The organism is Haloarcula sp. KBTZ06 (assembly GCF_048595605.1).
Taxonomy (GTDB): domain Archaea; phylum Halobacteriota; class Halobacteria; order Halobacteriales; family Haloarculaceae; genus Haloarcula; species Haloarcula hispanica.
This window is the reverse complement of record NZ_CP184337.1, coordinates 1,892,111-1,916,034: the sequence shown is the minus strand read 5'-3', so window position 1 is coordinate 1,916,034 and position 23,924 is coordinate 1,892,111. Positions and strand designations below refer to the sequence as shown.

The 23,924-nt window shown below is 64.8% G+C and carries 25 protein-coding genes; 16 read left to right on the top strand and 9 right to left on the bottom strand.

Annotated elements, in window-relative coordinates; genetic code table 11:
• The first annotated feature begins 4 nt into the window (after positions 1-4).
• Positions 5-1,426 carry an aminomethyl-transferring glycine dehydrogenase subunit GcvPB gene (gcvPB, locus tag ACNO8S_RS09955; RefSeq protein WP_420181859.1) on the top strand — a complete coding sequence of 474 codons (1,422 nt, stop codon included), beginning with the start codon at positions 5-7 and terminating at the stop codon, positions 1,424-1,426.
• Between the two features lie 76 nt (positions 1,427-1,502).
• On the top strand, positions 1,503-4,607 hold the full coding sequence (locus ACNO8S_RS09950) for a PAS domain S-box protein (RefSeq protein ID WP_420181858.1): 3,105 nt from the start codon (positions 1,503-1,505) through the stop codon (positions 4,605-4,607).
• Here ACNO8S_RS09950 and ACNO8S_RS09945 read toward each other — a convergent pair.
• The 3 genes from ACNO8S_RS09945 to ACNO8S_RS09935 form a co-directional block, all read right to left on the bottom strand.
• Positions 4,604-4,972 (bottom strand): response regulator, encoded by a 369-nt coding sequence (locus ACNO8S_RS09945; protein WP_014040814.1) that lies wholly within the window; start codon positions 4,970-4,972, stop codon positions 4,604-4,606. The two genes, ACNO8S_RS09950 and ACNO8S_RS09945, sit on opposite strands and share 4 nt — an antisense overlap.
• A 38-nt stretch (positions 4,973-5,010) precedes the next feature.
• A complete protein-coding gene (locus ACNO8S_RS09940) occupies positions 5,011-5,214 on the bottom strand; it encodes a DUF7511 domain-containing protein (protein WP_014040813.1) in 204 nt (67 codons plus the stop codon).
• A 68-nt stretch (positions 5,215-5,282) separates the two neighbouring features.
• Positions 5,283-5,453: a hypothetical protein gene (locus ACNO8S_RS09935; protein ID WP_004591646.1), complete on the bottom strand. Its 171-nt coding sequence runs from the start codon at positions 5,451-5,453 to the stop codon at positions 5,283-5,285.
• A gap of 91 nt (positions 5,454-5,544) precedes the next feature.
• On the opposite strand from ACNO8S_RS09935, the gene msrA reads away from it, so the two are divergent.
• The 4 genes from msrA (at position 5,545) to ACNO8S_RS09915 (ending at position 9,141) form a co-directional block, all read left to right on the top strand.
• Positions 5,545-6,213 carry a peptide-methionine (S)-S-oxide reductase MsrA gene (msrA, locus tag ACNO8S_RS09930; protein WP_014040812.1) on the top strand — a complete coding sequence of 223 codons (669 nt, stop codon included), beginning with the start codon at positions 5,545-5,547 and terminating at the stop codon, positions 6,211-6,213.
• Positions 6,214-6,313: 100 nt separating this feature from the next.
• A complete protein-coding gene (locus tag ACNO8S_RS09925; RefSeq protein WP_420181857.1) occupies positions 6,314-6,850 on the top strand; it encodes a cob(I)yrinic acid a,c-diamide adenosyltransferase in 537 nt (178 codons plus the stop codon).
• Positions 6,851-6,951: 101 nt separating this feature from the next.
• Positions 6,952-7,926, top strand: a complete 975-nt coding sequence (mvaD, locus tag ACNO8S_RS09920; protein WP_008311607.1) for a phosphomevalonate decarboxylase MvaD — start codon at positions 6,952-6,954, stop codon at positions 7,924-7,926.
• 69 nt (positions 7,927-7,995) lie between these two features.
• Positions 7,996-9,141: an NAD(P)/FAD-dependent oxidoreductase gene (locus ACNO8S_RS09915; protein WP_420181856.1), complete on the top strand. Its 1,146-nt coding sequence runs from the start codon at positions 7,996-7,998 to the stop codon at positions 9,139-9,141.
• A gap of 28 nt (positions 9,142-9,169) precedes the next feature.
• Here the strand turns inward: ACNO8S_RS09915 and ACNO8S_RS09910 are convergent, their stop codons facing one another.
• On the bottom strand, positions 9,170-10,153 hold the full coding sequence (locus ACNO8S_RS09910) for a chemotaxis protein CheW (RefSeq protein ID WP_191450684.1): 984 nt from the start codon (positions 10,151-10,153) through the stop codon (positions 9,170-9,172).
• The gene (locus tag ACNO8S_RS09905) at positions 10,150-11,055 is read right to left on the bottom strand and encodes a ParA family protein (protein WP_014040807.1); all 906 of its coding nucleotides are present in this window, start codon (positions 11,053-11,055) and stop codon (positions 10,150-10,152) included. Before ACNO8S_RS09905 ends, ACNO8S_RS09910 begins: the two co-directional genes overlap by 4 nt.
• Positions 11,056-11,225: 170 nt before the next feature.
• Here ACNO8S_RS09905 and ACNO8S_RS09900 point away from each other — a divergent pair, with 170 nt between their 5' ends.
• Together ACNO8S_RS09900 and ACNO8S_RS09895 are read left to right on the top strand one after the other, a co-directional pair.
• Positions 11,226-11,711 carry a FlaD/FlaE family flagellar protein gene (locus tag ACNO8S_RS09900; protein ID WP_014040806.1) on the top strand — a complete coding sequence of 162 codons (486 nt, stop codon included), beginning with the start codon at positions 11,226-11,228 and terminating at the stop codon, positions 11,709-11,711.
• A 140-nt stretch (positions 11,712-11,851) separates the two neighbouring features.
• Positions 11,852-12,946 carry a rod shape-determining protein gene (locus ACNO8S_RS09895; RefSeq protein WP_008311619.1) on the top strand — a complete coding sequence of 365 codons (1,095 nt, stop codon included), beginning with the start codon at positions 11,852-11,854 and terminating at the stop codon, positions 12,944-12,946.
• On the opposite strand, the gene ACNO8S_RS09890 is transcribed toward ACNO8S_RS09895, so the two are convergent.
• Positions 12,943-13,128: a hypothetical protein gene (locus ACNO8S_RS09890; RefSeq protein WP_008311620.1), complete on the bottom strand. Its 186-nt coding sequence runs from the start codon at positions 13,126-13,128 to the stop codon at positions 12,943-12,945. The genes ACNO8S_RS09895 and ACNO8S_RS09890 overlap by 4 nt on opposite strands.
• Positions 13,129-13,334: 206 nt before the next feature.
• Between ACNO8S_RS09890 and ACNO8S_RS09885 the strand changes: the two genes are divergently transcribed.
• The 3 genes from ACNO8S_RS09885 to ACNO8S_RS09875 all read left to right on the top strand — a co-directional run bounded on the left by ACNO8S_RS09885 (position 13,335) and on the right by ACNO8S_RS09875 (position 17,523).
• Complete coding sequence (locus ACNO8S_RS09885; RefSeq protein WP_420181855.1) at positions 13,335-14,831, top strand: hypothetical protein; 1,497 nt, start codon at positions 13,335-13,337, stop codon at positions 14,829-14,831.
• Positions 14,832-15,051: 220 nt separating this feature from the next.
• Positions 15,052-15,186 (top strand): hypothetical protein, encoded by a 135-nt coding sequence (locus tag ACNO8S_RS09880; RefSeq protein WP_023843340.1) that lies wholly within the window; start codon positions 15,052-15,054, stop codon positions 15,184-15,186.
• 225 nt (positions 15,187-15,411) lie between these two features.
• Entirely contained in the window at positions 15,412-17,523 is a 2,112-nt protein-coding gene (locus ACNO8S_RS09875) for a GH32 C-terminal domain-containing protein (protein WP_420181854.1), read from the top strand.
• Positions 17,524-17,567: 44 nt separating this feature from the next.
• On the opposite strand, the gene ACNO8S_RS09870 is transcribed toward ACNO8S_RS09875, so the two are convergent.
• The gene (locus tag ACNO8S_RS09870) at positions 17,568-18,905 is read right to left on the bottom strand and encodes a glycoside hydrolase family 68 protein (protein ID WP_420181853.1); all 1,338 of its coding nucleotides are present in this window, start codon (positions 18,903-18,905) and stop codon (positions 17,568-17,570) included.
• Between the two features lie 142 nt (positions 18,906-19,047).
• Entirely contained in the window at positions 19,048-19,290 is a 243-nt protein-coding gene (locus ACNO8S_RS09865; RefSeq protein ID WP_014040801.1) for a hypothetical protein, read from the bottom strand.
• 136 nt (positions 19,291-19,426) lie between these two features.
• Here ACNO8S_RS09865 and ACNO8S_RS09860 point away from each other — a divergent pair, with 136 nt between their 5' ends.
• Positions 19,427-20,473: a phytoene/squalene synthase family protein gene (locus tag ACNO8S_RS09860; protein ID WP_014040800.1), complete on the top strand. Its 1,047-nt coding sequence runs from the start codon at positions 19,427-19,429 to the stop codon at positions 20,471-20,473.
• 54 nt (positions 20,474-20,527) lie between these two features.
• Here ACNO8S_RS09860 and ACNO8S_RS09855 read toward each other — a convergent pair whose 3' ends face one another.
• Positions 20,528-20,971, bottom strand: a complete 444-nt coding sequence (locus ACNO8S_RS09855; protein WP_050007157.1) for a DUF6653 family protein — start codon at positions 20,969-20,971, stop codon at positions 20,528-20,530.
• Between the two features lie 121 nt (positions 20,972-21,092).
• Here ACNO8S_RS09855 and ACNO8S_RS09850 point away from each other — a divergent pair, with 121 nt between their 5' ends.
• The 4 genes from ACNO8S_RS09850 (at position 21,093) to ACNO8S_RS09835 (ending at position 23,913) form a co-directional block, all read left to right on the top strand.
• Positions 21,093-22,334, top strand: coding sequence for a hypothetical protein (locus ACNO8S_RS09850; RefSeq protein ID WP_146417128.1), 1,242 nt, complete (start codon positions 21,093-21,095; stop codon positions 22,332-22,334).
• 75 nt (positions 22,335-22,409) lie between these two features.
• Entirely contained in the window at positions 22,410-22,787 is a 378-nt protein-coding gene (locus tag ACNO8S_RS09845) for a hypothetical protein (RefSeq protein ID WP_050036775.1), read from the top strand.
• Positions 22,788-22,841: 54 nt separating this feature from the next.
• The gene (locus tag ACNO8S_RS09840; protein ID WP_050007155.1) at positions 22,842-23,189 is read left to right on the top strand and encodes a TRAM domain-containing protein; all 348 of its coding nucleotides are present in this window, start codon (positions 22,842-22,844) and stop codon (positions 23,187-23,189) included.
• A 109-nt stretch (positions 23,190-23,298) separates the two neighbouring features.
• Positions 23,299-23,913, top strand: coding sequence for a TetR/AcrR family transcriptional regulator (locus tag ACNO8S_RS09835; protein ID WP_420181852.1), 615 nt, complete (start codon positions 23,299-23,301; stop codon positions 23,911-23,913).
• Positions 23,914-23,924 lie beyond the last annotated feature (11 nt).

Here is a 23,924-nt window from a genome sequence, read left to right as displayed (position 1 = left end):
TCGCGTGAAATACGACCAGGCGCGCTGGACCGACGACAGCGACGACCGGTACGAGCCGCTGCTCTCGGAGAAAGCCAGCGAGACGGTCGACACCGAAGACTCGCCGCTGCCCGACGACCTGACGCGGGACTCGCTCTCCCTGCCGGACCCGGCCGAGCCTGAACTGGCCCGGCACTATACGCGCCTCTCGCAGATGAACTACGGCGTCGAGAGCGGGCCGTTCCCGCTCGGCTCGTGTACGATGAAGTACAACCCCTCCTTCACCGAGGACGTGGCTGCACGGGCGGACGCCGCCATCCACCCGGACCGGCCCGATTCGACGGTGCAGGGGACGCTGGCGCTGTGTCACCGCCTGCAGGATTACCTCGGCCGCATCGGCGGGATGGACGCGGTGACGCTACAGCCCCCGGCCGGCGCGGCTGGCGAGTTCACCGGGATACAGATAGCGAAAGCCTACCACCAGCATAACGACGACGAGCGCACGGAGGTCGTCATCCCGGACTCGGCCCACGGCACGAACTTCGCGACGGCGGCGATGGCCGGCTACGAGGTCGTCGAGCTCCCGAGCGGCGACGACGGCCGGGTCGACATCGAAGCGCTGGAGGCGGCTGTCGGCGACGACACCGCCGCGCTGATGCTCACGAACCCCAACACGCTGGGGCTGTTCGAGCGCGACATCGAGCACATCGCCGACATCGTCCACGACGCCGGCGGCCTGCTGTACTACGACGGCGCGAACCTCAACGCCCTGCTCGGGCGCGCTCGCCCCGGCGACATGGGCTTCGACGTGATGCACTACAACGTCCACAAGACGTTCGCGACGCCCCACGGCGGCGGCGGCCCCGGGGCCGGCCCGGTCGGCGTCCGCGAGGAACTGGCCCAGTTCCTCCCGGACCCACACGTCAGAGAGCGCGGCGGCAACTACGAACACTACGAGCCGGACAACACGATCGGGAAGGTCCACGGCTTCTACGGTAACTGGCCGGTACTGCTCAAGACCTTCGCCTACATCGCCAGACTGGGCGACGAGGGACTCCGGGACGCCAGCGCGAAGGCCGTGCTGAACGCGAACTACCTCGCCGAGCAGATCGAGTACGAGGTGCCCTTCGGCCCGTTCCACCACGAGTTCGTCGCCAGCGCCGGCGAGCAGGACGCCGCCGACGCGGCCAAGCGGATGCTCGATTACGGCGTCCATCCGCCGACGACGAAGTGGCCCGAAATCGTCGACGAGGCGCTGATGACCGAGCCCACGGAGAGCGAAACCAAACGCTCGCTGGACCAGCTCGCGGCCGCGTTCAACGCCGTAGCCGGCGACTCCGACGCTGAGCTGGCCGAAGCACCGTCGCGGCCGGCGGCGAAACGCATCGACCAGGCGACTGCGGCCCGAAACCCGCGGCTCTCCTGGCAGGCGCTTGACGACACGTAGCTGCTCGTTTCGACAATTGATACTCCCGCCCGAGCGTATATGCCACCCCGTTGTATAGCAGTTACAACGCAACGCTATGTCCGAGACGCCGCACCTGTTGTACGTAGGTTCTACCGACGATGACGCGGACACAGCCACACCTGACACACCGGCCCCAGCCACACTAGTCACCAGCGCGGCAGACGCGCTGTCGGAACTGGCCGACCGCGATTACGACGCCGTCATCTGCGAGCAAGAGCTCCCGGGGGACGACACTGGTCTGGACGTGCTGGCGGCGATACGCGAGCAATACGACGCCCTCCCGGTCGTTCTCTGTACGGCCGAACCGGACGGCGAGGTCGCCGCCCGTGCGACGCAGTTGGCCGTCACTGAGTACGTCCCGCGGAGCGACGTGGACCTGGCGACACGGGTCGGCGACATCCTGACAGGGACCGACACGAACGCCGACAGTCCAGCCGATCCCATCGAGCGCAAGCACGAGCTACAGACGAACAACGCGGCGCTTCGGAAGCTAGCACAGCTCGCAACGGAAGACGGGCTCACGGAGACCGAAACGGTCGAACGAGTCCTCGAAATCGGATGCCAGCGGCTCGGCGTGTCACTTGGCTTTCTGAACCGGATCGCGGACGGGACACACGAGGTCGCGGTAATGGTCGGCGATCACCCCCGCTTCGAGCCCGGGACCACGACCCCGGTCGAAGAGACCTACTGTGATCGGGTCATCGAGACCGGCGAGATGTACGAGGTCGCCGACGCTACCGACGTGGCGGGCGGTCCACCAATCGCCCAGAAAACCGGGATGTCCTGCTATATCGGGAGCGAACTCAGCGTCAACGGGACGACCTACGGGACGCTGTGTTTCGCCGACAGCGACCCGCGTCCGGAGCCGTTTTCGGACTCGGAGCAGGCGTTTCTCGAACTGCTGACCGAATGGATGAACCGCGAACTCGAACGCCGCCGCCGCGAGGACGAACTCGAACGATACGAGAACATCATCGAAGCGGTCGACGACGGCGTCTATGCGCTCGACTCAGAGGGGTATTTCGAGTTCGTCAACCAAGCAATGACCGACCTCACTGGCTACTCCGAGTCGGAGCTGCTCGGCGCCTACACCGGGTTCATCAAGAACGACGCCGTCGTCGAGCGCGCCGAATCAATCGTTCAGGAGATGATATTCGGGGACCGCGACGACGAGGAATCGTTCGAGCTGGAGATCCAGCAGGCGTCGGGGAACTCGTTCCCCGCCCAGGACCACATGACGCTGCTGTACGACGACGACGAGCGATTCGCCGGGACCGCGGGCGTCATCCGGGATATCACGGAACAGAAACGGCGCGACGAGGCGCTGTCCGGACTGCTTGATACGACTCGGTCGCTCATGCAGGCCAAGACACCCCAGGAGGTCGCCGAAACAGTCATCGAGGCGACTGAGTCGGATCTCGGGTTCGACCACTCGCTCGTCAGGCTGTACGACGAGGAGGCGGACACACTCCGACCGGTCGCAGCCAGCGACAAGGTCCCGGAACGACCGGTGTACGACGCCGACGAAGGGTTCCCCGGCGACGCGTTCCAGCGCGACGAGCCGCTGATCGTTGACGAGTTCGAGCGGATCGACAACTACGACTCCGACGTGCTGACAGCGGTGATGTACCTCCCGATGGGGGACCACGGAGTCGTGAGCATCGGTGCGCGACAGGGCCACGAGTTCACCGAGTCGGACGTCTCCGTCGGCAAGATTCTCGCGTCCAATGCAGCCGCCGCGTTCGACCGCGTCGAGCGTGAGCGAAGCCTGTTACGGTACGAGTCAGTGTTCGAGAACGTCCGTGACATGATGTACGTCCTCGACGACGAGGGTCGGTTCCAGCTGGTCACCGAACCGCTCGCGGAGTGGCTCGGCTACGAGCGGGCGACGCTTCTGGGCCAGCATCCGCGCGTTGTTCTCGACCAGGACACTATCGACGAGTTCGCCTGTCGTATCGGCGACCTCTGCCGCGCGGGCGGAACCGGGGCGGTCCAGCTCGAAGCGGCGCTGGAAACGGCCAGCGGAGGGACGCGTCCGGCCGAAATCGAGGTCTCGCTGCTCGACGCGGACCAGTTCCGCGGCACTGTCGGCGTCGTCCGGGACCTGACCGAACTCAAGCAGGCGCGGGCAGAGCTGAAAGACGAGCGTGACCGGTTCTCGTACCTGTTCAACACGCTCCCAGACGCCGTCATCGAAACGGAGACGGTCGCGGACGAGTCGGTCGTCAGGTCGGTCAACCCCGCGTTCTCCGCCGTGTTCGGGTACGGCGAGGACACAGCCGTCGACAGCCCACTCTCCGACCTCCTCCGACCACCGGACACTGCACACGACGAACTGCCCCAGTTCGACGACCGACGGGCGAACGGCGACCCCTTCCAGACCGAACTCCGACTGATGACCGAGACGGGGTTCCGTGACTTCCTCTTCCGGGGCGTGCCGTACAGCCGGGACGGCGACAGCGTCCGCGGGTTCGGTATCTACACCGACATCACTGAGCAGCGCGAGCGCGAACGCCGGCTGAAACTGCTCAACCGCGTCCTTCGGCACAACCTCCGGAACGACCTGACTGTCGTCCTCGGGATGGCTGACGCGCTGGACGAGCGAATCGACGACGAGGACCAGCGAGCCATTCTCCACAGACTTCAGCGAAAGGCGGAGGAGATGGCGTCGCTGAGTGAGCGGGCGCGCGACATGGAGCGTTCCGTTCGCCGCGACCAGTACGGCGCGGCCCCGGTCAACGTGCCCGCAACCGTTACGGATACCGTATCCTCGTATCACGACGAGTATGCCGGTGAAATCAAAACAGACCTCCCGGATGTGTCGGTTACGGCGGGTGATGGGCGGCTCCATCGAATCCTCGGTGAACTCCTCGAAAACAGCCTCGAACATGCCGGCGACGACCCGTCGATTAGCGTCGACGTGACGGCCGACCAGCGAACCGTCTCAATCACTGTCGCCGACGACGGCCCGGGGATTCCACAGCACGAACTCGACGTCGTGACCGGCGACGAACCGATTACACAACTCCGTCACGGGACCGGCCTCGGCCTGTGGCTGGTCGTTTGGGTGACCGAAACCTACGGCGGCACCGTCGACTTCGCTAGCGGTCGGGACGGCGGGACAGTCGTCACGCTAGAGCTGCCTCGGTTGGATACTTAGATGGCGTCGCGGATCCGGTCGGCGAGCACGCTGTACTGCTCCGTGCCCGTCCCCTTCTGAACCACGGCAGTGACGCCATGTTCCGCGGCAGCATCTGCGACGTCGTCGTACTCGCGGGCCGTAAACAGCAGGAACGGGATGTCGACGTCGTTCTCCCGGAGCGCGGCACATAGCTCCATCCCGTCGAGCCGGGGCATCTTGTAGTCACTGACGACGGCGTCGAAATCGCCGTCAGTTGCCAGGTCCAGTGCCGCCTCTGGGTCGGCTTCCGTCGTGATCTCGAACTCGTCTTCCTGTCCCAGAAACGTCCCGACGATGTCCAGAACGTCTACGTCCTCGTCTACCAGTAGGACCTCGATACTCATCGGTTCTAGGTCCGTGGTTCCCCGGTAAAAACTCTCGGTCACCGCATCGCATCCAGGTTGACGACGATGTCCTTGTCCACGGTAATCCACGTCGATAGCTTGGCAATGCCGGAGAGCCCCCGCGGTGACACGGTACAGCGGTCCGGTTCGCCGGTGTACTCAACCACGGTCATCGACAGGTCGTGCGGGGCCTGCGTTCGCTCGGCGGTCGCGTTTCCCGCACCGTCCGGGTCGAGACTCATCGGTAATGGATACCTCTCAGGGACGGTGTAAAACGGCTGCTAAGAGGTCTCTATACCGCTCCGGAGAGCTATGCCGCCTGGCCGGTGTCGACTTCGCCGTCGATGCGGACGAACCCGTAGTCACACTCCGGGCAGTGCCACTTGATCTTGGTCCCCAGGTGCATCGTCGTGCTCGCGACCTTCCAGAAGTCGCGGTACTCTTCGCATTCAGGACAGTAGTGTTCGAGTTCGAGGCCCATATCCAGTTGTTTCCGCGGGGGTACAGTTGAATTTCCCGGTTCCACTCGGGGCGTCGAAGGGGGCAAACCGCTCGAACCCCTGTATCCCAGTATGATTCCGAGTGCGTACGAGCCGACTCATCCGACCGAACTGGCCGTCGACGCTGAATCGCTGCCGCCGTCGGCGACCGAGACGGCGACGTTCGGCATGGGCTGTTTCTGGGGGCCAGACGCCCGCTTCGGCGCGACACCGGGCGTGGTCAGGACACGAGTCGGCTACGCCGGCGGCACCGACCTGGACCCCAGTTACTACTCGCTGGGCGACCACACCGAGGTCGTCCAGGTCGAGTACGACCCCGAGGCGGTGCGCTACGAGGACCTGCTTGCCGTGTTCTGGGCGAACCATACGCCGTTTTCCGCCCCTCGGAAACGCCAGTACCGCGGCGTGGTGCTGGCTCATAACGATCAGCAGCGTGAAACCGCCAAGCGGACGCGCGAGGAACTCGAATCGCGAACGGGTAGGTCAGTCGAGACGGCCATCGAAACCCTCGACCAGTTCTACCTGGCGGAAGACTACCACCAGAAGTACGAACTCCGCTCGACGCCAGTGGTCGCCGATGAACTTGAAGATATCTACGGCGATGCGTTCGTCGATTCGACGGTCGCCGCCCGGCTCAACGGCTTCGTCGCTGGCCACGGGGACGACGCCGAGCGCGAGGCGCTGTTTGCCGAACTGGATATCTCACCGGCTGCGCTCTCAGAGGTCCGCCGCCGGCTCTGAACACGGAGCTAGCGGTTCACAGTCGCCACGGGGCTCGGCCGCCCGCGCGCCCCAACGATTCGCCCACGGCTATAAGACGCTGGCAGTGCCAGATCCAGCTATGACTATCTACACCGGCCGCGGCGACCAGGGCCAGACTGATCTCCGGAACATGGAGCGGGTGTCGAAGGACAGCCGCCGTATCGAGGCGTACGGCACCGTCGACGAGGTGAACGCGCTAGTCGGGGTCGTGCGGCCGACCGGCCACGACGACATCGACGAGAAGCTCCGTGTCATCCAGAACCACCTCCACATCGTCCAGGCCGACTTCGCCAACCCCGACCCCGACGAGGACGACCCGCGGATACAGGAGTCCCACGTCGAGACGCTCGAAGACCTCATCGACGAGGCCGATTCGGAGCTTGACCCGCTCGAATCGTTCATCCTCCCCTCCGGGTCCGAACCCGGGGCGAAGCTCCACCACGCCCGTGCGGTCTGTCGGCGCGCCGAGCGCCGCTGCGTCTCCTTTGCTGCCGAGGAGGCAGGCGTCAACGAGACGGCGATCATCTACCTGAACCGCCTCTCTGACGCCCTGTTCACGCTCGCCCGCCTCGTGAACAAGCGCGAAGGCGTCCGCGAAGAGAACCCCGAGTACTGACGCTTCAGGATTTCTGCTCGGCAGGGAGTCCCCGGAGAGCCAACGCCGTTCCGGCGACGGCGGTTCGCAATAGCAAAGTGACCGGCCCGGAAGGGTGAGGTATGAAAGCGACCGCGAAGGCACATCCGATTCAGGGGCTGGTCAAGTACCACGGGATGCGCGACGAGGAACTGCGACTGCCGTACCACGACAGCATCTCCGTCTGTACCGCGCCGAGCCACTCGAAGACGACGGCCGCCTTCGACCCGGACCGCGAGGAAGACGTGTACGTCATCGACGGCGAGGAGGTCACTGGCCGCGGTGCCGAGCGCATCGACGCCGTCGTGGATCACGTCCGCGATCTGGCGGGCATCGACCACGGCGTCCGCTTCGAGTCGGCGAACAACTTCCCGACGAACATCGGCTTTGGCTCCTCCTCGTCGGGCTTTGCCGCCGCCGCGATGGCGCTGGTCGAGGCGGCGGGCCTTGACATGACGCGACCCGAGATATCGACGGTCGCGCGCCGCGGCTCCTCCTCGGCCGCCCGCGCGGTGACGGGCGCGTTCTCTCACCTCCGAACCGGCATGAACGACAAGGACTGTCGGAGCGAGCGCATCGAGACGGACCTCGAAGACGACCTGCGGATCGTCGCCGGGATGGTCCCATCTTACAAGGAAACCGAGGAAGCCCACAAGGAGGCTGCCGAGAGCCACATGTTCGAGTCGCGGATGGCCCACATCCACGGCCAGATCTCGGATATGCGCGACGCGCTGTACGACGGCGACTTCGACGCCGTCTTCGACCTCGCCGAGAAGGACTCGCTGTCGCTGGCCGCCGCGACGATGACCGGTCCCGCCGGCTGGGTGTACTGGCAGCCTCGCACCATCGAGATTTTCAACGCCGTCCGGGAGCTCCGGAACACCGAGGACGTGCCGGTGTACTTTTCCGTCGACACCGGCGCGAGCGTCTACATCAATACGACTGAGGAGTACGTCGGCCGCGTCGAAGAGACGGTCGCCGACTGCGGCGTCGACACCCGCGTCTGGGATGTTGGCGGCCCCGCACAGATTCTCGACGAAGACAAGGCGCTGTTCTGAACCGGCACTGATCGAATCGTCGCTCCCGAGCACAGGGTTAACCCGACGCCGTCCTAACCGGAGAACACAATGCGCGTCGCCGTTCTCGGAGCCGGATACGCCGGGCTCACGCTCGCCAGAAAGCTCGAACAGACTCTCCCCGATAGCGTCTCGCTGGTCGTCGTCGACGAGGAGCCCGAACACCTCGTCCAGCACGAACTCCACCGGGTCGTCCGCCGGCCGTCGCTGGCCGACGAGATCACTGTCGACCTCGACGCCGTCCTCGACTGCGAGGTCCGACAGGCAACGGTCACGGACGTATCGCCCGACGAAGGGACGGCGACGCTGGACGGTGCTGAGACGCTGTCCTACGACGTGGGTGCGGTATGTCTCGGTGCGCGAACGGCCTTCTACGATCTTCCGGGCGTACGCGAGCACGCGACGCCGCTGAAGCGCCTTGCCGACGCCCACGATATCCGCGAGCGGTTCCTCGAACTCGGTGACGGCGACCGGGTGGTCGTCGGCGGCGCTGGCCTGTCTGGCGTGCAGGTAGCCGGCGAACTGGCCGAAATGGCCTCGGACAGCGACAGCGAGGTCCTCCTGCTCGAACAGGAAGACGCCGTCGCACCGTCGTTCCCGGCGTCGTTCCAGTCGGCGGTCCACGACGCGCTGGTCGACGCTGGTGTGACAGTCAAGACCGGAACGGGCGTGGCTGGGGCCGATGCTGACACCATCGCGCTCGAAGACGGCTCGGACCTGGCGATGGACCAGTTCGTCTGGACCGGCGGTATCGAGGGGTCGCCGGCACTCGACGCCGACCGCCCCGTCGTCCGGGCGGACCTCCGACTCGGCGAGTCGACGTTCGCCGTCGGCGACGCCGCCCGAGTCGTCGACAGCGACGGCGAGGCCGTGCCGGCGAGTGCGGCGGCTGCCATCCGCGAGGCCCGTGTGGCCGCGGACAACATCGGGACGCTCGTCGAGCGGCAACAGGGCGGTTCCGGCGAGTTCCAGCCCCGACTGACCCAGTACCAGTTCAATGTCCCAGGGTGGCTCGTTTCGGTCGGCGACGACGCCGTGGCGAAGGTCGGCCCCTCTATCCTCACCGGGCGGGCCGCGCTGGCGCTCAAGACGACTGTCGGCGCGGGCTATCTGGGAACAGTTGGAGCCGTCCAGAACGCGGTCGATCTCGTCAGCGAGGAGTTGGACCTCGATGCGAGGGACACGAAACCCGAATAAAGTACCGCAAAAACCGTAGATCGGCGCGTCAGTCCTCGCCGTCCGCGGTCGCGTTCCCGAGCACGTCGTCGGGTTCGATCCAGATGACGAACTCGTCTTCGCCGTCGCGGTCGACGACGCCGTTGATGTACTCGCCGTCGACTGGGGCGGTGTTCACTTCAGATTCGGCGACGGGGACGACCTGTCGGACCTCGTCGACGATCCAGCCCATCGCGCCCTGTTCCTCGAACACACCTGCGTCGAAGACGACGATGAGATTCTCGGTCCCATCGCTGTCGATGTCCATCATCTCCTTGGGGTTGAGAATCGTCGTAATCTGCCCGCGGAGGTCGACGACGCCCTCGACGTAGTCTTCGGTGTTGGGAACGCGGGTGACCGTTTCGCGCTTGACGATCTCCTCGACGTAGTCGATATCGAGACAGTAGTACTCGTCACCGAGCGCGAACTCGAGTACCCGGACCAGTTCTTCTGTCTGGGTCGCGTCGTCGTCGATAGCCGCGGCGCGAGCGCCACCCTCGGTCGTGGCGGTGTTGTCCGACGCCATCGCCTCCTCGATGAGTTCCTGGTCCGGCAACTCAACGCCGGTCGGTCCCTGCATCGGGCTGGCCGACGCCGACAGGTCGTCCGTCGGCTGGTCGGCACCACCGGCGGCGACGTTCTCGGGAGTTACCTGGGCGGAGGCCTCTGCCGCTCGCTGTGCGGCGGCCATCGCGTCAGTGTCGCTCTGATCAGTCGTTGCGCCGTCGGAGCCAGTATCGCTACCGCCATCGTCGGTGGCCTGTTCATCGGCAGTAGCCGTTTCGTCAGCCGCGTCATCGCTGGCGGCCGCTGAGTCCGTGGTGGCTACCTCGGTTGCTGTCTCCTCGGTTTCGCCCTCGTCGGTGGGCTGCTCACCGGAGCCGTCCGCGGAGGCGTCGTTTGTCTCCTCAGTGTCGTCGGTAGTTTCTGCCTTGTTCCCCTCGCGCATCTGCCGGATGCGCTCCGCCCTGTCCATACGTTCGTCGTCACTCATGCTGGTACCTCTGTGTCGGTAAAGCCGAACTGCTCGTCGAGTTCAGCGGCGATGTCCTCGAAGACAGCCGCCATGTCACACGATTCCTCGGTCGCGAAGATAGACTGGCCGGCACTGAACGCCCGCTGAAGCGCCACCCGTTTGCGGACCTCCCAGACGGGACTGTCCGGGAACGCCATGTTGAACCATTCGAGCATCGTCTCGTCCTCGGACGTGGTCTCGACCCGATTGGCGACGACGCCGAGTGTGTTGATCGACGCGTCGGTCTGGCGCTCCATCGCGGCCATCTGGTCCATCAGCAGTTCGATGGCCCGCTCGGAGGTGGCTTCAGTCAATGCGGGAATGAGGACGTTCTGTGCGGCGTACATGCCGGTGTCAGTCAGCTTCCCGTAGAACGGCGGGCAGTCGATGATAACGTAGTCGTACTCGGCATCGAGCGTCGACAGCGCCCGGTCGAGCGTGTCGAGCGCGTGTGACCCCGTGACCATCTCCGGCGTGATGTTGATCGCGAACGAGGCCAGCGCGGCCTGATCGATATCCCCGCCCTGGGTGTTGACCCGGGCGATGAGGTCGGCGATGGTCAGTTCGTGCTCGGCCTGGAGCATATCGATGCTGGAGGGGATCACGTCCATCTCCTCGCCTTCGCAGATAAGCTCACCCAGCGCCGATGGGTCGCCAGTCAGTGCGTCGAACAGCGTCGGCGGGTCGGCGTCGTACGCCTCGACGAGGCCCACGCCTTCCGTGGCGTTGCCCTGGGGATCGAGGTCGATAAAGAGGACGTCCCGGCCGCGGTCGTTCAGTGCACCGGCTACGTTGATAGCAACTGTCGTCTTTCCGGTCCCGCCTTTCGCGTTGGTCACACAGAAGCGGGCTGGACCGGTTTCTGATTGCCGGTTCATCATCCAAGTATCCACAGGTCGACTCCGAGCCACTATAAAAATGTGGTCCCGATTATCAACGTCGCAACTGGGGGACGGAACGCGGACGAGACAGAAACACCCGCGAGCGTGTGCATGACGGCCGTCTGACGGTGTGCAAGATTTATGATTGTGTAGATTGAAGGGTCAGTATCATGACCATCAACCCGCGCGATTACGACCTCGACGAGTTACGGAAGATGGCTCGTCAGCGGGGGAACGGGATGAGCGACGAAGACGTCCCGGACCCGACGGGCCTCGACATGGGGCTTGACGACTCCGACGAAGAGGTGCTTGCGGGGAGTTCGTTCCGCTCCGGGCTGTACCGTGAACTGCTGCCGTTCCTCGGCGGCGACGCCAACGAGAAGCCCTATCTCGAAACATTGCCCGAGACCTACGCCGCGGAGTTCGTGGTCTTCGAGTGGCTGGAGTTCCTGCTGATGCACTCCGGGTATCAGGGGGCCGACGAAGCGCTCGATTACTACCGCTCTATCGACTGGATCACCGAGGACGTACAGGACGACCTCTCGGACTATCTGCTCGGCATCGACGAGTCGGCGACGAACGACGACAACGAACTGAGCGTCGACGACCACATGCTGAGTCTCGTCTACGTCGCGAAGCTCACTGCGATGACGTAACTCTCGTTTTCAGCACCAGCTTTTTCCTTCGAATCCCCGCTACCGAAGGGGTTTCAGTATCAGCCACCTGAGAGGACAGCTATCAGTCCTGAATACTAGGGAGAGGATATATATCGGGCGGTCGACAAGGACGACCGTATATGAGTGACGAGGATGCGGACGACGGCACCGGGTCCGAATCGGACGCCGGTGTGTCGTCGGACGGCGCTGCCGCTGTTCCGGTCGGGGTCAAACTCGGGAGCACCCGGACCGTCATTGCCCTGCCGGGCGAACACGGCACGGAGAACCGAATCATCAAGACACTGACGTGCATGGCGACGTACGAGGACGCCCTGACCGGCGAAGAGAAGATCCTCTACGGCGAGGAAGCGGCCCGCGAGTATCCGGACCGCGTCGAGTACATGCTTCGGTCGGGACTCCCCGAGGACGCCGACCGAGCCGAGATGACCAAGACGTTCTTCGAGGCGATCATCGAGGAGCACGACATTCCGGCAAACAGCGGCGTCGTGTACGCCATCCCGACTATCGACAACCCGACCGGGCTGGAGAACCTGCAGAACGTCATCGAGAACTCCTCTATCGGGCTGGAACTCGTCGAGAGCTATCCGGAGTCGCTGTGTGGCTCCATTCCGGCCTTCGGTGACGACCTGGAAGCCATCGACGAGATCTTCGTCGCCGTCAACATGGGGTCGACGAACCTCGAAGCCTCCGCGTACCGCCGCGGTGAACAGCTCTCTCCGTTCACGACGGGTGCGGTGACCGGGAACGAGGTCGACCGGATGATCGCCAACTACGTCGAGGAGGAGACCCAGGGCCGGGTCAACATCGACAATCAGACTGCCCGCGAATATAAGGAGGAACACGCCGACTTCGTCGATTTCGAGCCGTTCACGGACATCATCCAGCAGCCCGGCGGCGGCTCACACGAGTTCACCATCGAGCGCTCGGTGATGGACGCGGTCAACGAGTACCTCGACGATGCTGTCGACGAACTGGCGAACACGTTCTTGCCGGAGCTGGCGAACGACTACATGAAGGTGTACCAGCTAGCACTGGACCGGCCGATCGCCATCACCGGCGGCATGGCCTGTATCCCCGGCATCGTCGACGAGTTCGAGGAGCGACTCAGTGCGGAGCTGAACCGCGACATCGAAGTCATCGCCGCCGACGAACCGGACGTCGCGCCGACCATCGGCGCACAGCGGATCGCGGCGCGTCTCGTCGAGACCAACTAGGGGTTCCGCCAGCAGTTCAGCCACCGTTCGATTCTGGGCTCAGACTGTGCCATTTCGTGACCACGATCGGTCGAGAGCAGTTCGAATACGTCAGTGTCGATTCCGAGACGGGTCGCGTCGGTCGAGAGACCACCACCCTGTCGCTCCTGAGACGAACCCCCGCTGAGACGGGTACGTGGCATGTGGCCAAGTACGGAGACATGATACCTAAAGCCAAGTCAGACAGCCGTCTGCCGGCTGACGCACGGTAGGGAGTCACGGCGTAGTCGACAGGGCTGCCGTGACCGAGGAACAGCAGCACGATATGCATCCAAACCAGATTAATTTACCACGGCGATATCAGAATAGATAAGTGAATATCAAGTCCTAAGGCCTATTCTACCCGGTAATGGGAAAAATTATCAACTTAGATAATTTCGAGGGAGATCCGCCCGACGTTCTCACCGGCACCGGTTCGGGCGGACTCCTCTCGGCCGGATATCTCCACGATGGGCCAGCACTGGGAGCCGTCGACGACGACGAGACGGCGCAGTTCGCCCTCACCAGTCGCAAGCACGGCATCGAAATCGGCACGTCGGAGTCCGGCGAGACGGTGCGACCAGGAAGTAACTACCGGATGATCGGGATCGTGACTGACAAGCGGTTCCTGTTGCTGGTGGGCGACGACGACGGCGACACGCGGTTCGCCATCCCACACGTCGATATCGACCAGATTTCGGGTGACCGGTCGCTCGGACACGGCCGGATCACGTTTCGGCGATGTGGCGACACGGAGTGGCAGGTCCACTGTGGCAAGCAGGGACTCGTGGACCTGACGGCGTATCTCTCGCACGCGTCACAGGCGTGGGTCCGCGTCGAGAACATCCTGGACGAGGTCAAGCGGATCCTCGTGACTGCGACCGAACAGCGCGACCGAGGGGACCACGAGCAGGCACTGGAGTCGGTGCTGGAAGCCGGGGACCGACTCGACGCGGCCGGCGAGACGGCCACCGAATTCGGGCCGCCCGGAGACGCGAATGCGCTCGAAAGGCGTGTCGCGACGGTACGGGAGCGCCACGTCGCGACACTCGCGGAAGTCCGCCGCAGCCGTGCCCGAAGGGCGGTCGACACCGGTGAGAAGCACTGGCGGGGGAACGATTTCGAGGCGGCGTACGACGCCTACGAGGCGGCGCGGGCGGAGTACGACGAGATCTTTTCGCTCCCGACGGCGGTCGTCCCCGAACTTGCCGACATCCGTGCCGAGCGGGACCGGCTCGACACCGTCATCGAGGACCTCGAACAGTCGCCGTTGCGCACTGCGGTCGCGGCCGACAACGAGGCCGTCGCGGCGGAAGACCCCGCTGTCGCCGCCGATCACTGGGCCGAGGCGCTCGAAGCCTACCGAGACGTTCTCGAACTCGACTGGGGCGCGGACGAGCGGCGGTTCGCTGGCGACCCCGAGAAGGTCCGGGACCGACTGGGAACAGTCGCGGAGAACCTCGTCGCCGCGCGGCGGACGGTCGCGACGGACGCGATGGAGGCAGGGGACTGGTACGCCGACGCCAGCCAGCCCGACGCCGCGTTAAAGGAGTACAAGACGGCCCGGGCGGCGTTCGAAACCGCGCTGGCGGACGCCAGGGATTGTTATCCGGACGCCACCGACCACCTTGAAGCGGAACTGGATGCCGTGGAACAGCGACTCTCGCGGACGGAGGCCAGACTCGGTGGCGAACCCGTCGACGTGGACGACCGCTTCGACGAGACTGGGACAACGCCGGACCTGGACATCACGACCGCCGACGAACCCTCGCCGTCACCGACTGACACGACTGACCTCTCGGATATCGAGAGCGGTATCGACGGCACCGACCCGAAAATCGATCCGACGGGACACGGTGGGTCGTAGTCCTCGCTAGCCATCCGTTCTCGGCTCGCCGTCCGTTGTCTGCGACCGTCCGCACCCTGGCGAAACTGTGTAGCGGTGGCGCTATCACCACAGACTGAGGGTATCTGATCAACACCATGTAATGACATAGCATAATTCAGCCGTGTCAGGACCTCTCCCGCCCGAGCCGACTATGGTCAGGAGAAAATTTATATCCTTCAGTAGAATATATACAATTATAATGGATTGTACCAACTGTGGCACGCGGATGTCATACAACGATCAGACGACAAAGCTCACCGAGTTCGTCTGTCCCAGTTGTCACGAAACCGTCATCGACTGGAAGGCCGAGGCCCGCAACGCCCGCGTTCACTGACCGGTTCCGCCCGCTTTCTCACCGATAGTCCGCTTTCAGCCACTGCTCTGGCTATTGCCCCTTCCCAGTACTGCTCGGAATCTTCGACGGCCCATGCTGATGCGACCTCGATAGGTTGCCGGACGCTCCGCTGGCCGCATCGACGACATAATCAACAAGAGCGTGCATATTCGTTCAGAAACGATTGCCGAATGTTTTTATATTTCAGGAAGGGATACCGAGGCAATGGGAAATTCGCCACGCATCGGCTGTCTCTACGCCGACGCCTGTACGGACGAGCAGGCGGCGGCGTACGACTGGTGTCAGGAGGCAGTCGACGATGCCGAGCGGTGCGAGCTCTCGTCGGTCGAGCCGACCGAGTACGATGTCCTCTGGTGGCATCGGGACGAACTGTTCGACGAGCGAGCGCTGGCCGACGCGCCGGCCCTGGCCGCGTACGTTCGTGACGGCGGCTCGCTCCTGCTGACACTGAGCGCGCTCTCGGCCGTCGAACCGCTCGGGTTCGACGACGTCGCGCCCGACGCCGTCGGCTGGGAGGAGATTCCGGAGCCGACCGGACACCTCTGGCAGGCCCTGTACGCCGACCACCCAATCCACGCGGACTACGACACCCTTCGCGTCCACACCCGCGGGGCCGGCGTGACGATCCCCTACGCGAGATACGAGTCCATCGCGCCCCAGTCCGGGGACGTGCTCGCGAGTACGGTCCGTGGCGACACCGACGTGGTCAAGCAGATGTCGATTCTTTCCTGGGAGCCCGGGGCCGGGCAGGTGCTGGGCATCGGGTCGTCCGTAGCGTTCGCCCAGCCGACCCACGACGTGTGCCGGGGCAACCGTGAGACGCTCATCGAGAACGCGCTGGGATTCCTGGCGACGGCCGACCGGCACCCGCTGACCGGCCGTCCGAAGGACGTCGACACGTTCGGGCAGTTGCGCGAGCGGCTCGGCGATGACCCGAGTCGCCCGTCTTACCACGTAACGCCGCCGGCGAACTGGCTCAACGACCCGAACGGGCTCATCCACTGGAACGGGCGCTACCACCTGTTCTACCAGTACAACCCGGCCGGGCCGTTCCACAACACGATTCACTGGGGCCACGCCGTCAGCGACGACCTCGTCCACTGGGAGGACCGCCCGGTCGCGCTTACGCCCTCGCCGGACGGCCCGGACCGGGACGGCTGCTGGTCCGGCTGTGCGGTCGACGACGGCGGCGTCCCGACCGTGCTGTACACGGGCGGCCGGGACAAACGCCAGCTTCCCTGCATCGCCACCGCAGCGGACGACGACCTCACGGCCTGGGACAAGGACCCGGACAACCCCATCATCGAGGAACTGCCGACGGAACCGGAGGTGCTCCGCACCGAGGACTGGGAGGGGGAGTTCCGGGACCACTGTGTCTGGCGCGAGGACGGAACCTGGTACCAGCTTATCGGAGCGGGCATAGAGGGAGGCGGCGGAGCGGCCCTGCTGTATGAGTCCTCCGACCTCCGGAACTGGGAGTACCAGGGCCCGATTCTCACCGGCGACCGCGACACCGCCGGGACCGTCTGGGAATGCCCGGAGCTGCTCGATTTCGGGGACCGACAGCTCCTCCACATCTCGAACTACGAGGACGTGGTGTACTTCCTCGGGACGTACGAGGACGGCGAGTTCGACGCCGACCGCCGCGACAAGCTCGACCACGGCGACTTCTACGCCCCGCAGTCGATGTGGACCGACGACGGCCGCATCCTGACTTGGGGGTGGCTCCCCGAGGCCCGTGACGTGAGCGGGCAGTGGAACGCCGGCTGGTCCGGCGCGATGTCGCTGCCCCGGGAGCTGTCCCTGGCCGACGACGGCGGCCTGTGCCAGCGGCCGGCCCCCGAACTCACCGAGCTACGGGGCGACAACACCAGTTACGACGTGGTGCGCCTCGACGCGGGCGACACCGAGCAGTTGCCGGTTGAGAGCCGGTCGTTCGAGCTCCGCGCCACGGTTCGACTTGAGGACGCCGAAGCCGTCGAACTGTCCGTCCTCGAATCGCCGGACGGCGAGGAGCGGACGCCGATCAGCTACACCTACGAAAGCGAGGTCGCCATCGACCGGTCGGCCTCAAGCACTGATCCGCAGGCAACCGGCGACACCCAGTGGATGCGAGTTCGACCGTACGACGCGCCGCTGTCGCTGCGCGTCTTCGTCGACGGGAGCGTCGTCGAGGTGTTCGCCAACGAACGCCACTGCCTGACCAGCCGCGTGTATCCGACCCGCGATGATGCGACCGGCATCTCGCTGTCGGCCGACGGCGGTCGCGCCACTATCGCGTCGCTGGACGTCTGGGACCTGGACTCTGTCTGGTAGACAGCCCCGGCCGAATTCCTGTGAAAAGACCGCTTTGAGACGCTTTACTTCCGCTCAGCCTCGGTTCGCGCGCCGTAGCCACCGGTACTGGTATCGTTGCGTTTCCCGCGCCGAATCAGCTCTCGGTCCGTCAGTGGGAGTGTCTCGCCGTCCAGCGGGATGTGCCAGTGCCCAAGCGACCCGATAATGCGTGTCCGGCTCCCCTCCACCTCAAGCCGGAGCGTCGGGCCGAGTGCGCCGCCGAACCGGCGCATCTGCTCAGACTCGGACAGATGGGCGATTTCGTCCAGCGTGTCGCCGTCGAAGTCGTAGTAGTTGAAAAAACTCTGGACCAGCACCTCGCCGTCGTGGGGAAAGGCCATCCACGAGTAGGACTGGAACGGCGCGTTTTGGGGGTTCGTGGCGACGAGCCCCGACTCGTTCATTGGGACGTAGTCACCGCGGAGATCCTCTGCGACGAAGCCGTACAGCGCGTCGAACCCCTCCAGTCCCGGCGCGAACGTGTGGAGGTGGCTGGAGATGAACAGGTAGTACAGGCCGTCTCGATACACGATATGGGGCCGTTCAAGTTCCTGATTGACGCCCACAGCGTCGAGCAGCGGGTCTTCGAGGTCCCACTCCAGCGGGTCGCCCGTCGGCGAGCGGGCGACGCCCACGCTCCCGTTGAACTCCTGTAACGCGGCGTCGCCACCACAGACGTCGCTCCCCTCCGGAACCGGCGTGTTCGCTTCGAACAGGAGCCACGTCTCGCCCGTCTCGGGGTCCTCGAAGAACCACGGGTCGCGGAAGGTGTATATCATCCCGCTGGACTGGTCCTCCCGCTCGTAGCGGTCGCCGCCGGGGTGGAGCAGTTCGTGGTGGGTCCACGGACCGGAGAGCTCGAACCCGTCGGTCGTGTCGATGCTGCCGCCGCCCGCGCCGACGATGCGCTGCGTGTAGGTCAGGTCGTCGGCTCCCTCCTCGCCGGCTGCAGTATAAAATAGATAGACACTGCCGTCGTCGTCGTACAGCGCGGACCCGGCCCACTGGCGCTGGCCCAGTGCGTCCTCGAACACCGGGCCGGCGTTGTGCCAGTTGCGACCGTCATCGGAGTAGAAACAGCGGATGGTCGCCACGTCGTGGCGCTTGCCGGGCAACAGGTCGGACGGAGCCGTCAGCGAGAAACAGACCCGATAGCCGTCGACCGTCGCCAGCGTGCCGTCGCGGTTGCGGAGGAACCAGGTATCCCAGATGTGGACCTCCGGAATCTGTTCGGTCGCGGGCGGGTAGACGATGGGGGCAACGGTGTCGTCGGTCCGCTCGATCCGACTCGCCTGCTCGCGTGTCCACCCGGCGCGCCCCTTCGTTCCGGGACGACCCTCGCCGAGCGCCTCGTTTGTCATATCTCACGTTGGGCCGACCACGGGTATAAATGTTGCCAGGCGGGTACTACGGGTGTTGTATGAAGATTTTTCAATATGTGTGTTGCCGGGCCAGAACTTGGAGGGAAAACAGACAGTTGGTAGCCTGGGGCCGAACAGCACGTTACTCGCTTGAGTCCTCGCTGCCGCTGACACCCTCTGGACCGGTGATATCGAGCGGCCGGACCCACTCGTGCCAGATGAAGACGACGCCGAGGCCGTACCCCAGCGCCCAGACGGCGCTCCCGATCCACGGGTAGCCGAGCGTGCTGAACCCCCAGTTCGCGAGTCCGGGGAGAATGATCGCAGCGAGAACCGTCAGTACCAGCACTGCCGTGTCCCGATTGTTCACGGTCGCAGCCCCCACGTTGCTGTGCCGTTCATACCACAAATGAGGCTCGGACACTCCTGAGTCTGTCGGAACACCGACCCGTGACCGGGACGAGACTGACGCCGTAGCCGTCCCATTTTTATCATCGTATGCCCTACCCCGGATGTCGGGAATGTCTCAGAACCACACAGACCGGTCGTCTTCGGAAGACATCGAGTGGTGCTACGATGCTGTCCATCGTGTGTCGCGGACGTTTAGTCTCACAATTTCGGAACTCAACGAACCGATGGCCCGGGACATCTGTCTGGGCTATCTTCTCTGCCGCGTGGCTGACACGATCGAGGACGCCGGCCACCTCCCTCCAGCGGTACAGACCGAACTCCTGCAGACGTACAGCCGCTCGCTCGAACCGTCGAGCGGGACGACCGTGTCGTCGTTCCACGACGCCGTCGAGGAGTGGATTCCAACGACGACGAACGCCGACTGGGAGGTCGTCGAGAATGCGGGCCGCATCGTCGACGTGTTTCACACCCTCGACGACCACTCCACGCAGACGATTCGCGGGCCGGTCCGGGAACTCGTCGACGGGATGGCGATGTTCGTCGACCGCTACGCCGACGCCGGCGGACTTCGAATCAAGACACTCGACGAACTCGAAGAGTACTGCTGGTACGCCGCCGGCACCGTCGGTACGCTGGTGACCGGGCTGGTCTCCCACGAAGCCACAGACGAGCAGATCGCCCAGATGGAGGAAAACGCCCGCTCGTTTGCCCTCCTGCTCCAGCTCGTCAACGTCGCCAAGGACGCCGCGACGGACATGGAAGAGGAGAACAACGTCTATCTCCCGCTTGAACTGCTCCACGAGCAGGGGCTCGACCACAGCGACGTGAGCGACACCGACAACGTCGACTCGCTGGTCCCCGTCATCGAGCAGGTCACCAAGCGAGCGGAGGGGTACCTCGACGACGCGCAGGCGTGGCTCGAAGCCATGCCGGAGACCCGCGGCAACACGCTCTCCGCGTGGGCGATTCCGTTCCTGCTTGCCGTCGGGACGATCCGCGAACTCCGCGAACGGCCCGCCGACGTCATCGAGCAGGGGAACGTCAAGATCTCCCGCGAGGAGGTCCACTCCGTGACACAGCAGTTCGGCGGCGACGGCGACCCTTCAATCGGGGAGTTGCGGGCGAAAATCCGCCAGCAGCCGCTCCACCAGTACTGACGACCAGCAGAGACATTCCTCTTTTCGACGCCCTGTCGCTTTCGCAAACGCCGCCTACTCCGGGCCGCGTTTGTCGTACTGCTGTACGATCTCACGGAGCCACCAGAGCTTCAGCCCGCTCATCGCCAGCGTGGCGGCCGCGGCGCTGACCGGTCGGCGACGCCAGGCAGCGTACAGAGCGATGGTCGACGCCAGCGCGCCGCCGGTGTTACACACGTTCGGATAATCGAGGCCCATCGTTCCGTTATCCTGCTCCCTGAGCCACCACCGCTCTGCCAGCACGGCGCGGGTCATCCAAGCGTCCTCGGTGTCCGGCGGCGCGAACAGGATTGGGTTGATAGCTGTCCACAGCAGCGCCGCGGTCAAGAGTCGCCAGCGACGCTGATACACCGCGTACACAATGACAGCGCCGGTCGGAACGCGCGACCAGCCGCTCTTGGGGTTCGAGTGGCGGCTCCAGAACCAGTCCCGTACGCTGTTCGGTAGTGGTGCTGTCATATCTTCCTATCGATCGTGACAGAGGATAACACTGCTGCCGGGTGGTGTGGCCCAGAGCAGCGGCCCCGATCTGATTCTCCGGGGACAGAACACTCATGTCCGCCCTGTGTGAACGCCGTCTATGGCCACAGCGGCGTCGGGGCTCTCCGAGCCACAGGTACTCGCCCGGACGAAAGACCGGCTATTTGCGGACCGCGAGGACGCCTACGTCGTCGCGGACACACAGTTCGCACAGCAGCGCTGGCTGGACGAAACGCCTATCGAGGCGGCCGTGCAGGCGACGCTCGCACCGTTCAACCACGTCCGGGTCGGAACGGGCTATCCCGATCTCGTTGGCGTGCAGACGCTCTCGACGGACCTGCTGTCCGTCGACCGGCTCAGTGACCGGCCGCCGCTGATCGTCGTCGAGGCGAAGGGGTACACCGGCAACGGCGGCGTCGACGCCGAGCGCGGGGTCGTCCAGGCCCACGACCGGCTCAACGAGGCGAACGTCGCCTTCCTGACCGCCCCCCGGAGCGGCATCTCCACCGCCGCGCGGACGATGGCCCGCGAGCTGAACGTTGGCGTGCTGGGCGTCGAATCCGATGGCTCGGTCTCAGTGCTGGAACGGCCCCGCGTGGTCGGCCACGGGTCGATGGACGCCGCCTCGGCGATCCGGTTCCAGGCCAGCGCCCAGGGCGTCGCCGACCAGAACTTCGGGCTCAACCATCCGAAGAACTACGTCGCAGTCCCGCTGGCCGTCTACCATGACGGCGACGCGCGGGACCTGCTTGCCAGCCACGTCGTCGGGGCCGTCGACGGCGCTATCGCTGGCGCGGAGTTCCTGAATCTGGTTGACGCCGGCCAGGGGTCGCTCACGCTGACGCCGCTGGGTCGGGAGGTTGTCCGGTTCGCGCTCCGGACAGTCGGCGACATCGACGCCGCACTCCGCCGGTTCGAGGACTGGCAGCGGTCCCGCAAGCGATTCATCGACATCGCGCCACAGTGGGGCCAGCTCGTCCGCCGTGTCGTCTCCGACTATCCGGCCACGGACCTCCTCGTCGACGGGCTCTACGCCTGCCACCGGGACGGCTACGGCTCCCCGTCGCTCGTCGAGTTCGTGGCGTACCTCCACGCGCTGCACCCCGAGTTCACCGTCGAACTGTTCCTCCGCGGCGACGAGGCGGTTCGCCAGCAGGTGCTGACCGGCGACGGCGAACTCCGCCGCTCGGAGCTTACTGACGGTAGCGTCTACCACTCACCCACCGTCTTCCAACTGAAGGCGATTTTCTACCACGCCGGTATCGTGACCGACCGCGGTGCGGAGCCCTCGAACCTCGATCCCGAGACGGACGAGTGGGCGCTGTGTGACCCGCTCGTGTAGCGGCGCTGCTCCGGTGGCTCCGGTATTTCTACCGACACATAATCCTGAAACGTGGGTAGCCCCTACAGTAACACAATGTCTCAGACCCTGGAGCTCCCCAACGGCGATGTCGTCTCACCGGACGACGTGTTCTGTTACAACGACTACCCCTACCGGCTCGTCTGGCTGGAGAGCGACACCCACGAGTTCGCGCTTTCGCCGCTGTACTGGGGCGACAGCGGCATGGACATCCCGTTCCGCGACCGGGAGGCGCTCGTCGACCAGTGGGAAGTCGATTCACAGGGTCAGATGACGGCCGAAGAGTGGGCGGACTGGCTGGACGACGCGACGACGGACCCCCGCTACAGCGACGACGAGGTCACGTCACTCGCGGCCGAGCTACCGACGGAGTGGGACTCCGAAGACGGGAGCTCGGACTCCAGTGGCGGCCTCTTGGACCGCCTCGGATTGTGAGCACGCCCGCCGGACTCTGAAAGGTATTAATCCGTTCGTCCTGCAACCTCTGGCATGGAACCGATCTGGCTCGCCGCTGGCGGGGCCGCCCTCGCCGTGGGCCTCGCGCTGGCATTTGTGATCACTCGCCGCTCCGGAGAGAGTGCGTCGAAACGCGCCCACGAGGCCGCACAGAAGCGAGACCCGCCGGTCGAACTCGGCGAGACCTACGAGTTCGGCGTCACCGAATTCAGCGACCACCACTCCGGCGACCCCGTCGCCGTCGGGAAAGTCGAGGGATTCGTCCTGTTCACCGAAGACGTGCCGTCGTCGGTGTCAGCCGGCGATGTGATTCGAGCGAAGGTGCTGTCGTTCAACCGGGGCCACACCTCCGCCGACGCTCGGTTCGTCGAACGCGCGTGAGCGAGGGGAGCGGTTACAGCCTCGAGGCGAGGCACGTCCCGCTCGACGACGGATCGCCAGTCCCGACGGAGGGAGAAACCGATATGTGCCTACCAGGATAAAACAGGGCATGAGCGAATCGGACGGGCAGAGCACGCCACAGGACACCCGGGAGGTCATTATGGAGGCCACCTTTCGGGCGCTGAGCAAGCACGGCTACAAGGACTTGCGGGTCCGGGACATCGGCGAGGAGATGGACATGTCCCGGCAGGTGATTCACTATCATTTCGACGGCAAGTACGACCTCATCTCTTCGTTTCTGGAGTACATCATCGATCAGTACGAAGGAAGTGTCGAGGTTGACGACGAGACTGACCCCCGCACAGAGCTCGATGTGCGCATCGACCGGTGCCTGTTCGGCCCGGAGTTCGACGACTTCTCGCACTGGGACCGGATGAAGGTGTACCACGAACTGTACGCCTACGCCCAAAACGACGACGAGCACCGGGCGCTGTTCAACGAGCACTACGACCGCCTTCGCGAAAGCATCGCCACGGTCATCGAAGACGGAGTCGAGCAGGGCACGTTTCGCGATGTTGACGCTGAACTGATGGGGCAGCTCATCACGGACGTGATTCACGCGGCCCGCGGCCGGCGGATTGCGCTTGGCCACGAGGACGCACCCGACGAGGCCAAGCGGGCCGTCAACGACTTTATTCTCGACTCGCTGTACCCGCCGCAGTAGATTGGGCTGAA

What these genes read in the sequence shown, in the direction of transcription:
- ACNO8S_RS09885 (WP_420181855.1), top strand. Translation starts at nt 13,335, where the DNA reads ATGGGAAAAATTATCAACTTAGATAATTTCGAGGGAGATCCGCCCGAC.
- ACNO8S_RS09905 (WP_014040807.1), bottom strand. Translation starts at nt 11,055, where the DNA reads ATGATGAACCGGCAATCAGAAACCGGTCCAGCCCGCTTCTGTGTGACC.
- ACNO8S_RS09950 (WP_420181858.1), top strand. Translation starts at nt 1,503, where the DNA reads ATGTCCGAGACGCCGCACCTGTTGTACGTAGGTTCTACCGACGATGAC.
- ACNO8S_RS09895 (WP_008311619.1), top strand. Translation starts at nt 11,852, where the DNA reads ATGAGTGACGAGGATGCGGACGACGGCACCGGGTCCGAATCGGACGCC.
- ACNO8S_RS09845 (WP_050036775.1), top strand. Translation starts at nt 22,410, where the DNA reads ATGTCTCAGACCCTGGAGCTCCCCAACGGCGATGTCGTCTCACCGGAC.
- ACNO8S_RS09835 (WP_420181852.1), top strand. Translation starts at nt 23,299, where the DNA reads ATGAGCGAATCGGACGGGCAGAGCACGCCACAGGACACCCGGGAGGTC.
- mvaD (WP_008311607.1), top strand. Translation starts at nt 6,952, where the DNA reads ATGAAAGCGACCGCGAAGGCACATCCGATTCAGGGGCTGGTCAAGTAC.
- ACNO8S_RS09925 (WP_420181857.1), top strand. Translation starts at nt 6,314, where the DNA reads ATGACTATCTACACCGGCCGCGGCGACCAGGGCCAGACTGATCTCCGG.
- ACNO8S_RS09880 (WP_023843340.1), top strand. Translation starts at nt 15,052, where the DNA reads ATGGATTGTACCAACTGTGGCACGCGGATGTCATACAACGATCAGACG.
- ACNO8S_RS09915 (WP_420181856.1), top strand. Translation starts at nt 7,996, where the DNA reads ATGCGCGTCGCCGTTCTCGGAGCCGGATACGCCGGGCTCACGCTCGCC.
- ACNO8S_RS09910 (WP_191450684.1), bottom strand. Translation starts at nt 10,153, where the DNA reads ATGAGTGACGACGAACGTATGGACAGGGCGGAGCGCATCCGGCAGATG.
- ACNO8S_RS09840 (WP_050007155.1), top strand. Translation starts at nt 22,842, where the DNA reads ATGGAACCGATCTGGCTCGCCGCTGGCGGGGCCGCCCTCGCCGTGGGC.
- msrA (WP_014040812.1), top strand. Translation starts at nt 5,545, where the DNA reads ATGATTCCGAGTGCGTACGAGCCGACTCATCCGACCGAACTGGCCGTC.
- ACNO8S_RS09860 (WP_014040800.1), top strand. Translation starts at nt 19,427, where the DNA reads ATGTCTCAGAACCACACAGACCGGTCGTCTTCGGAAGACATCGAGTGG.
- ACNO8S_RS09935 (WP_004591646.1), bottom strand. Translation starts at nt 5,453, where the DNA reads ATGGGCCTCGAACTCGAACACTACTGTCCTGAATGCGAAGAGTACCGC.
- ACNO8S_RS09855 (WP_050007157.1), bottom strand. Translation starts at nt 20,971, where the DNA reads ATGACAGCACCACTACCGAACAGCGTACGGGACTGGTTCTGGAGCCGC.
- ACNO8S_RS09890 (WP_008311620.1), bottom strand. Translation starts at nt 13,128, where the DNA reads ATGCCACGTACCCGTCTCAGCGGGGGTTCGTCTCAGGAGCGACAGGGT.
- ACNO8S_RS09900 (WP_014040806.1), top strand. Translation starts at nt 11,226, where the DNA reads ATGACCATCAACCCGCGCGATTACGACCTCGACGAGTTACGGAAGATG.
- ACNO8S_RS09875 (WP_420181854.1), top strand. Translation starts at nt 15,412, where the DNA reads ATGGGAAATTCGCCACGCATCGGCTGTCTCTACGCCGACGCCTGTACG.
- ACNO8S_RS09870 (WP_420181853.1), bottom strand. Translation starts at nt 18,905, where the DNA reads ATGACAAACGAGGCGCTCGGCGAGGGTCGTCCCGGAACGAAGGGGCGC.
- ACNO8S_RS09940 (WP_014040813.1), bottom strand. Translation starts at nt 5,214, where the DNA reads ATGAGTCTCGACCCGGACGGTGCGGGAAACGCGACCGCCGAGCGAACG.
- ACNO8S_RS09850 (WP_146417128.1), top strand. Translation starts at nt 21,093, where the DNA reads ATGGCCACAGCGGCGTCGGGGCTCTCCGAGCCACAGGTACTCGCCCGG.
- ACNO8S_RS09945 (WP_014040814.1), bottom strand. Translation starts at nt 4,972, where the DNA reads ATGAGTATCGAGGTCCTACTGGTAGACGAGGACGTAGACGTTCTGGAC.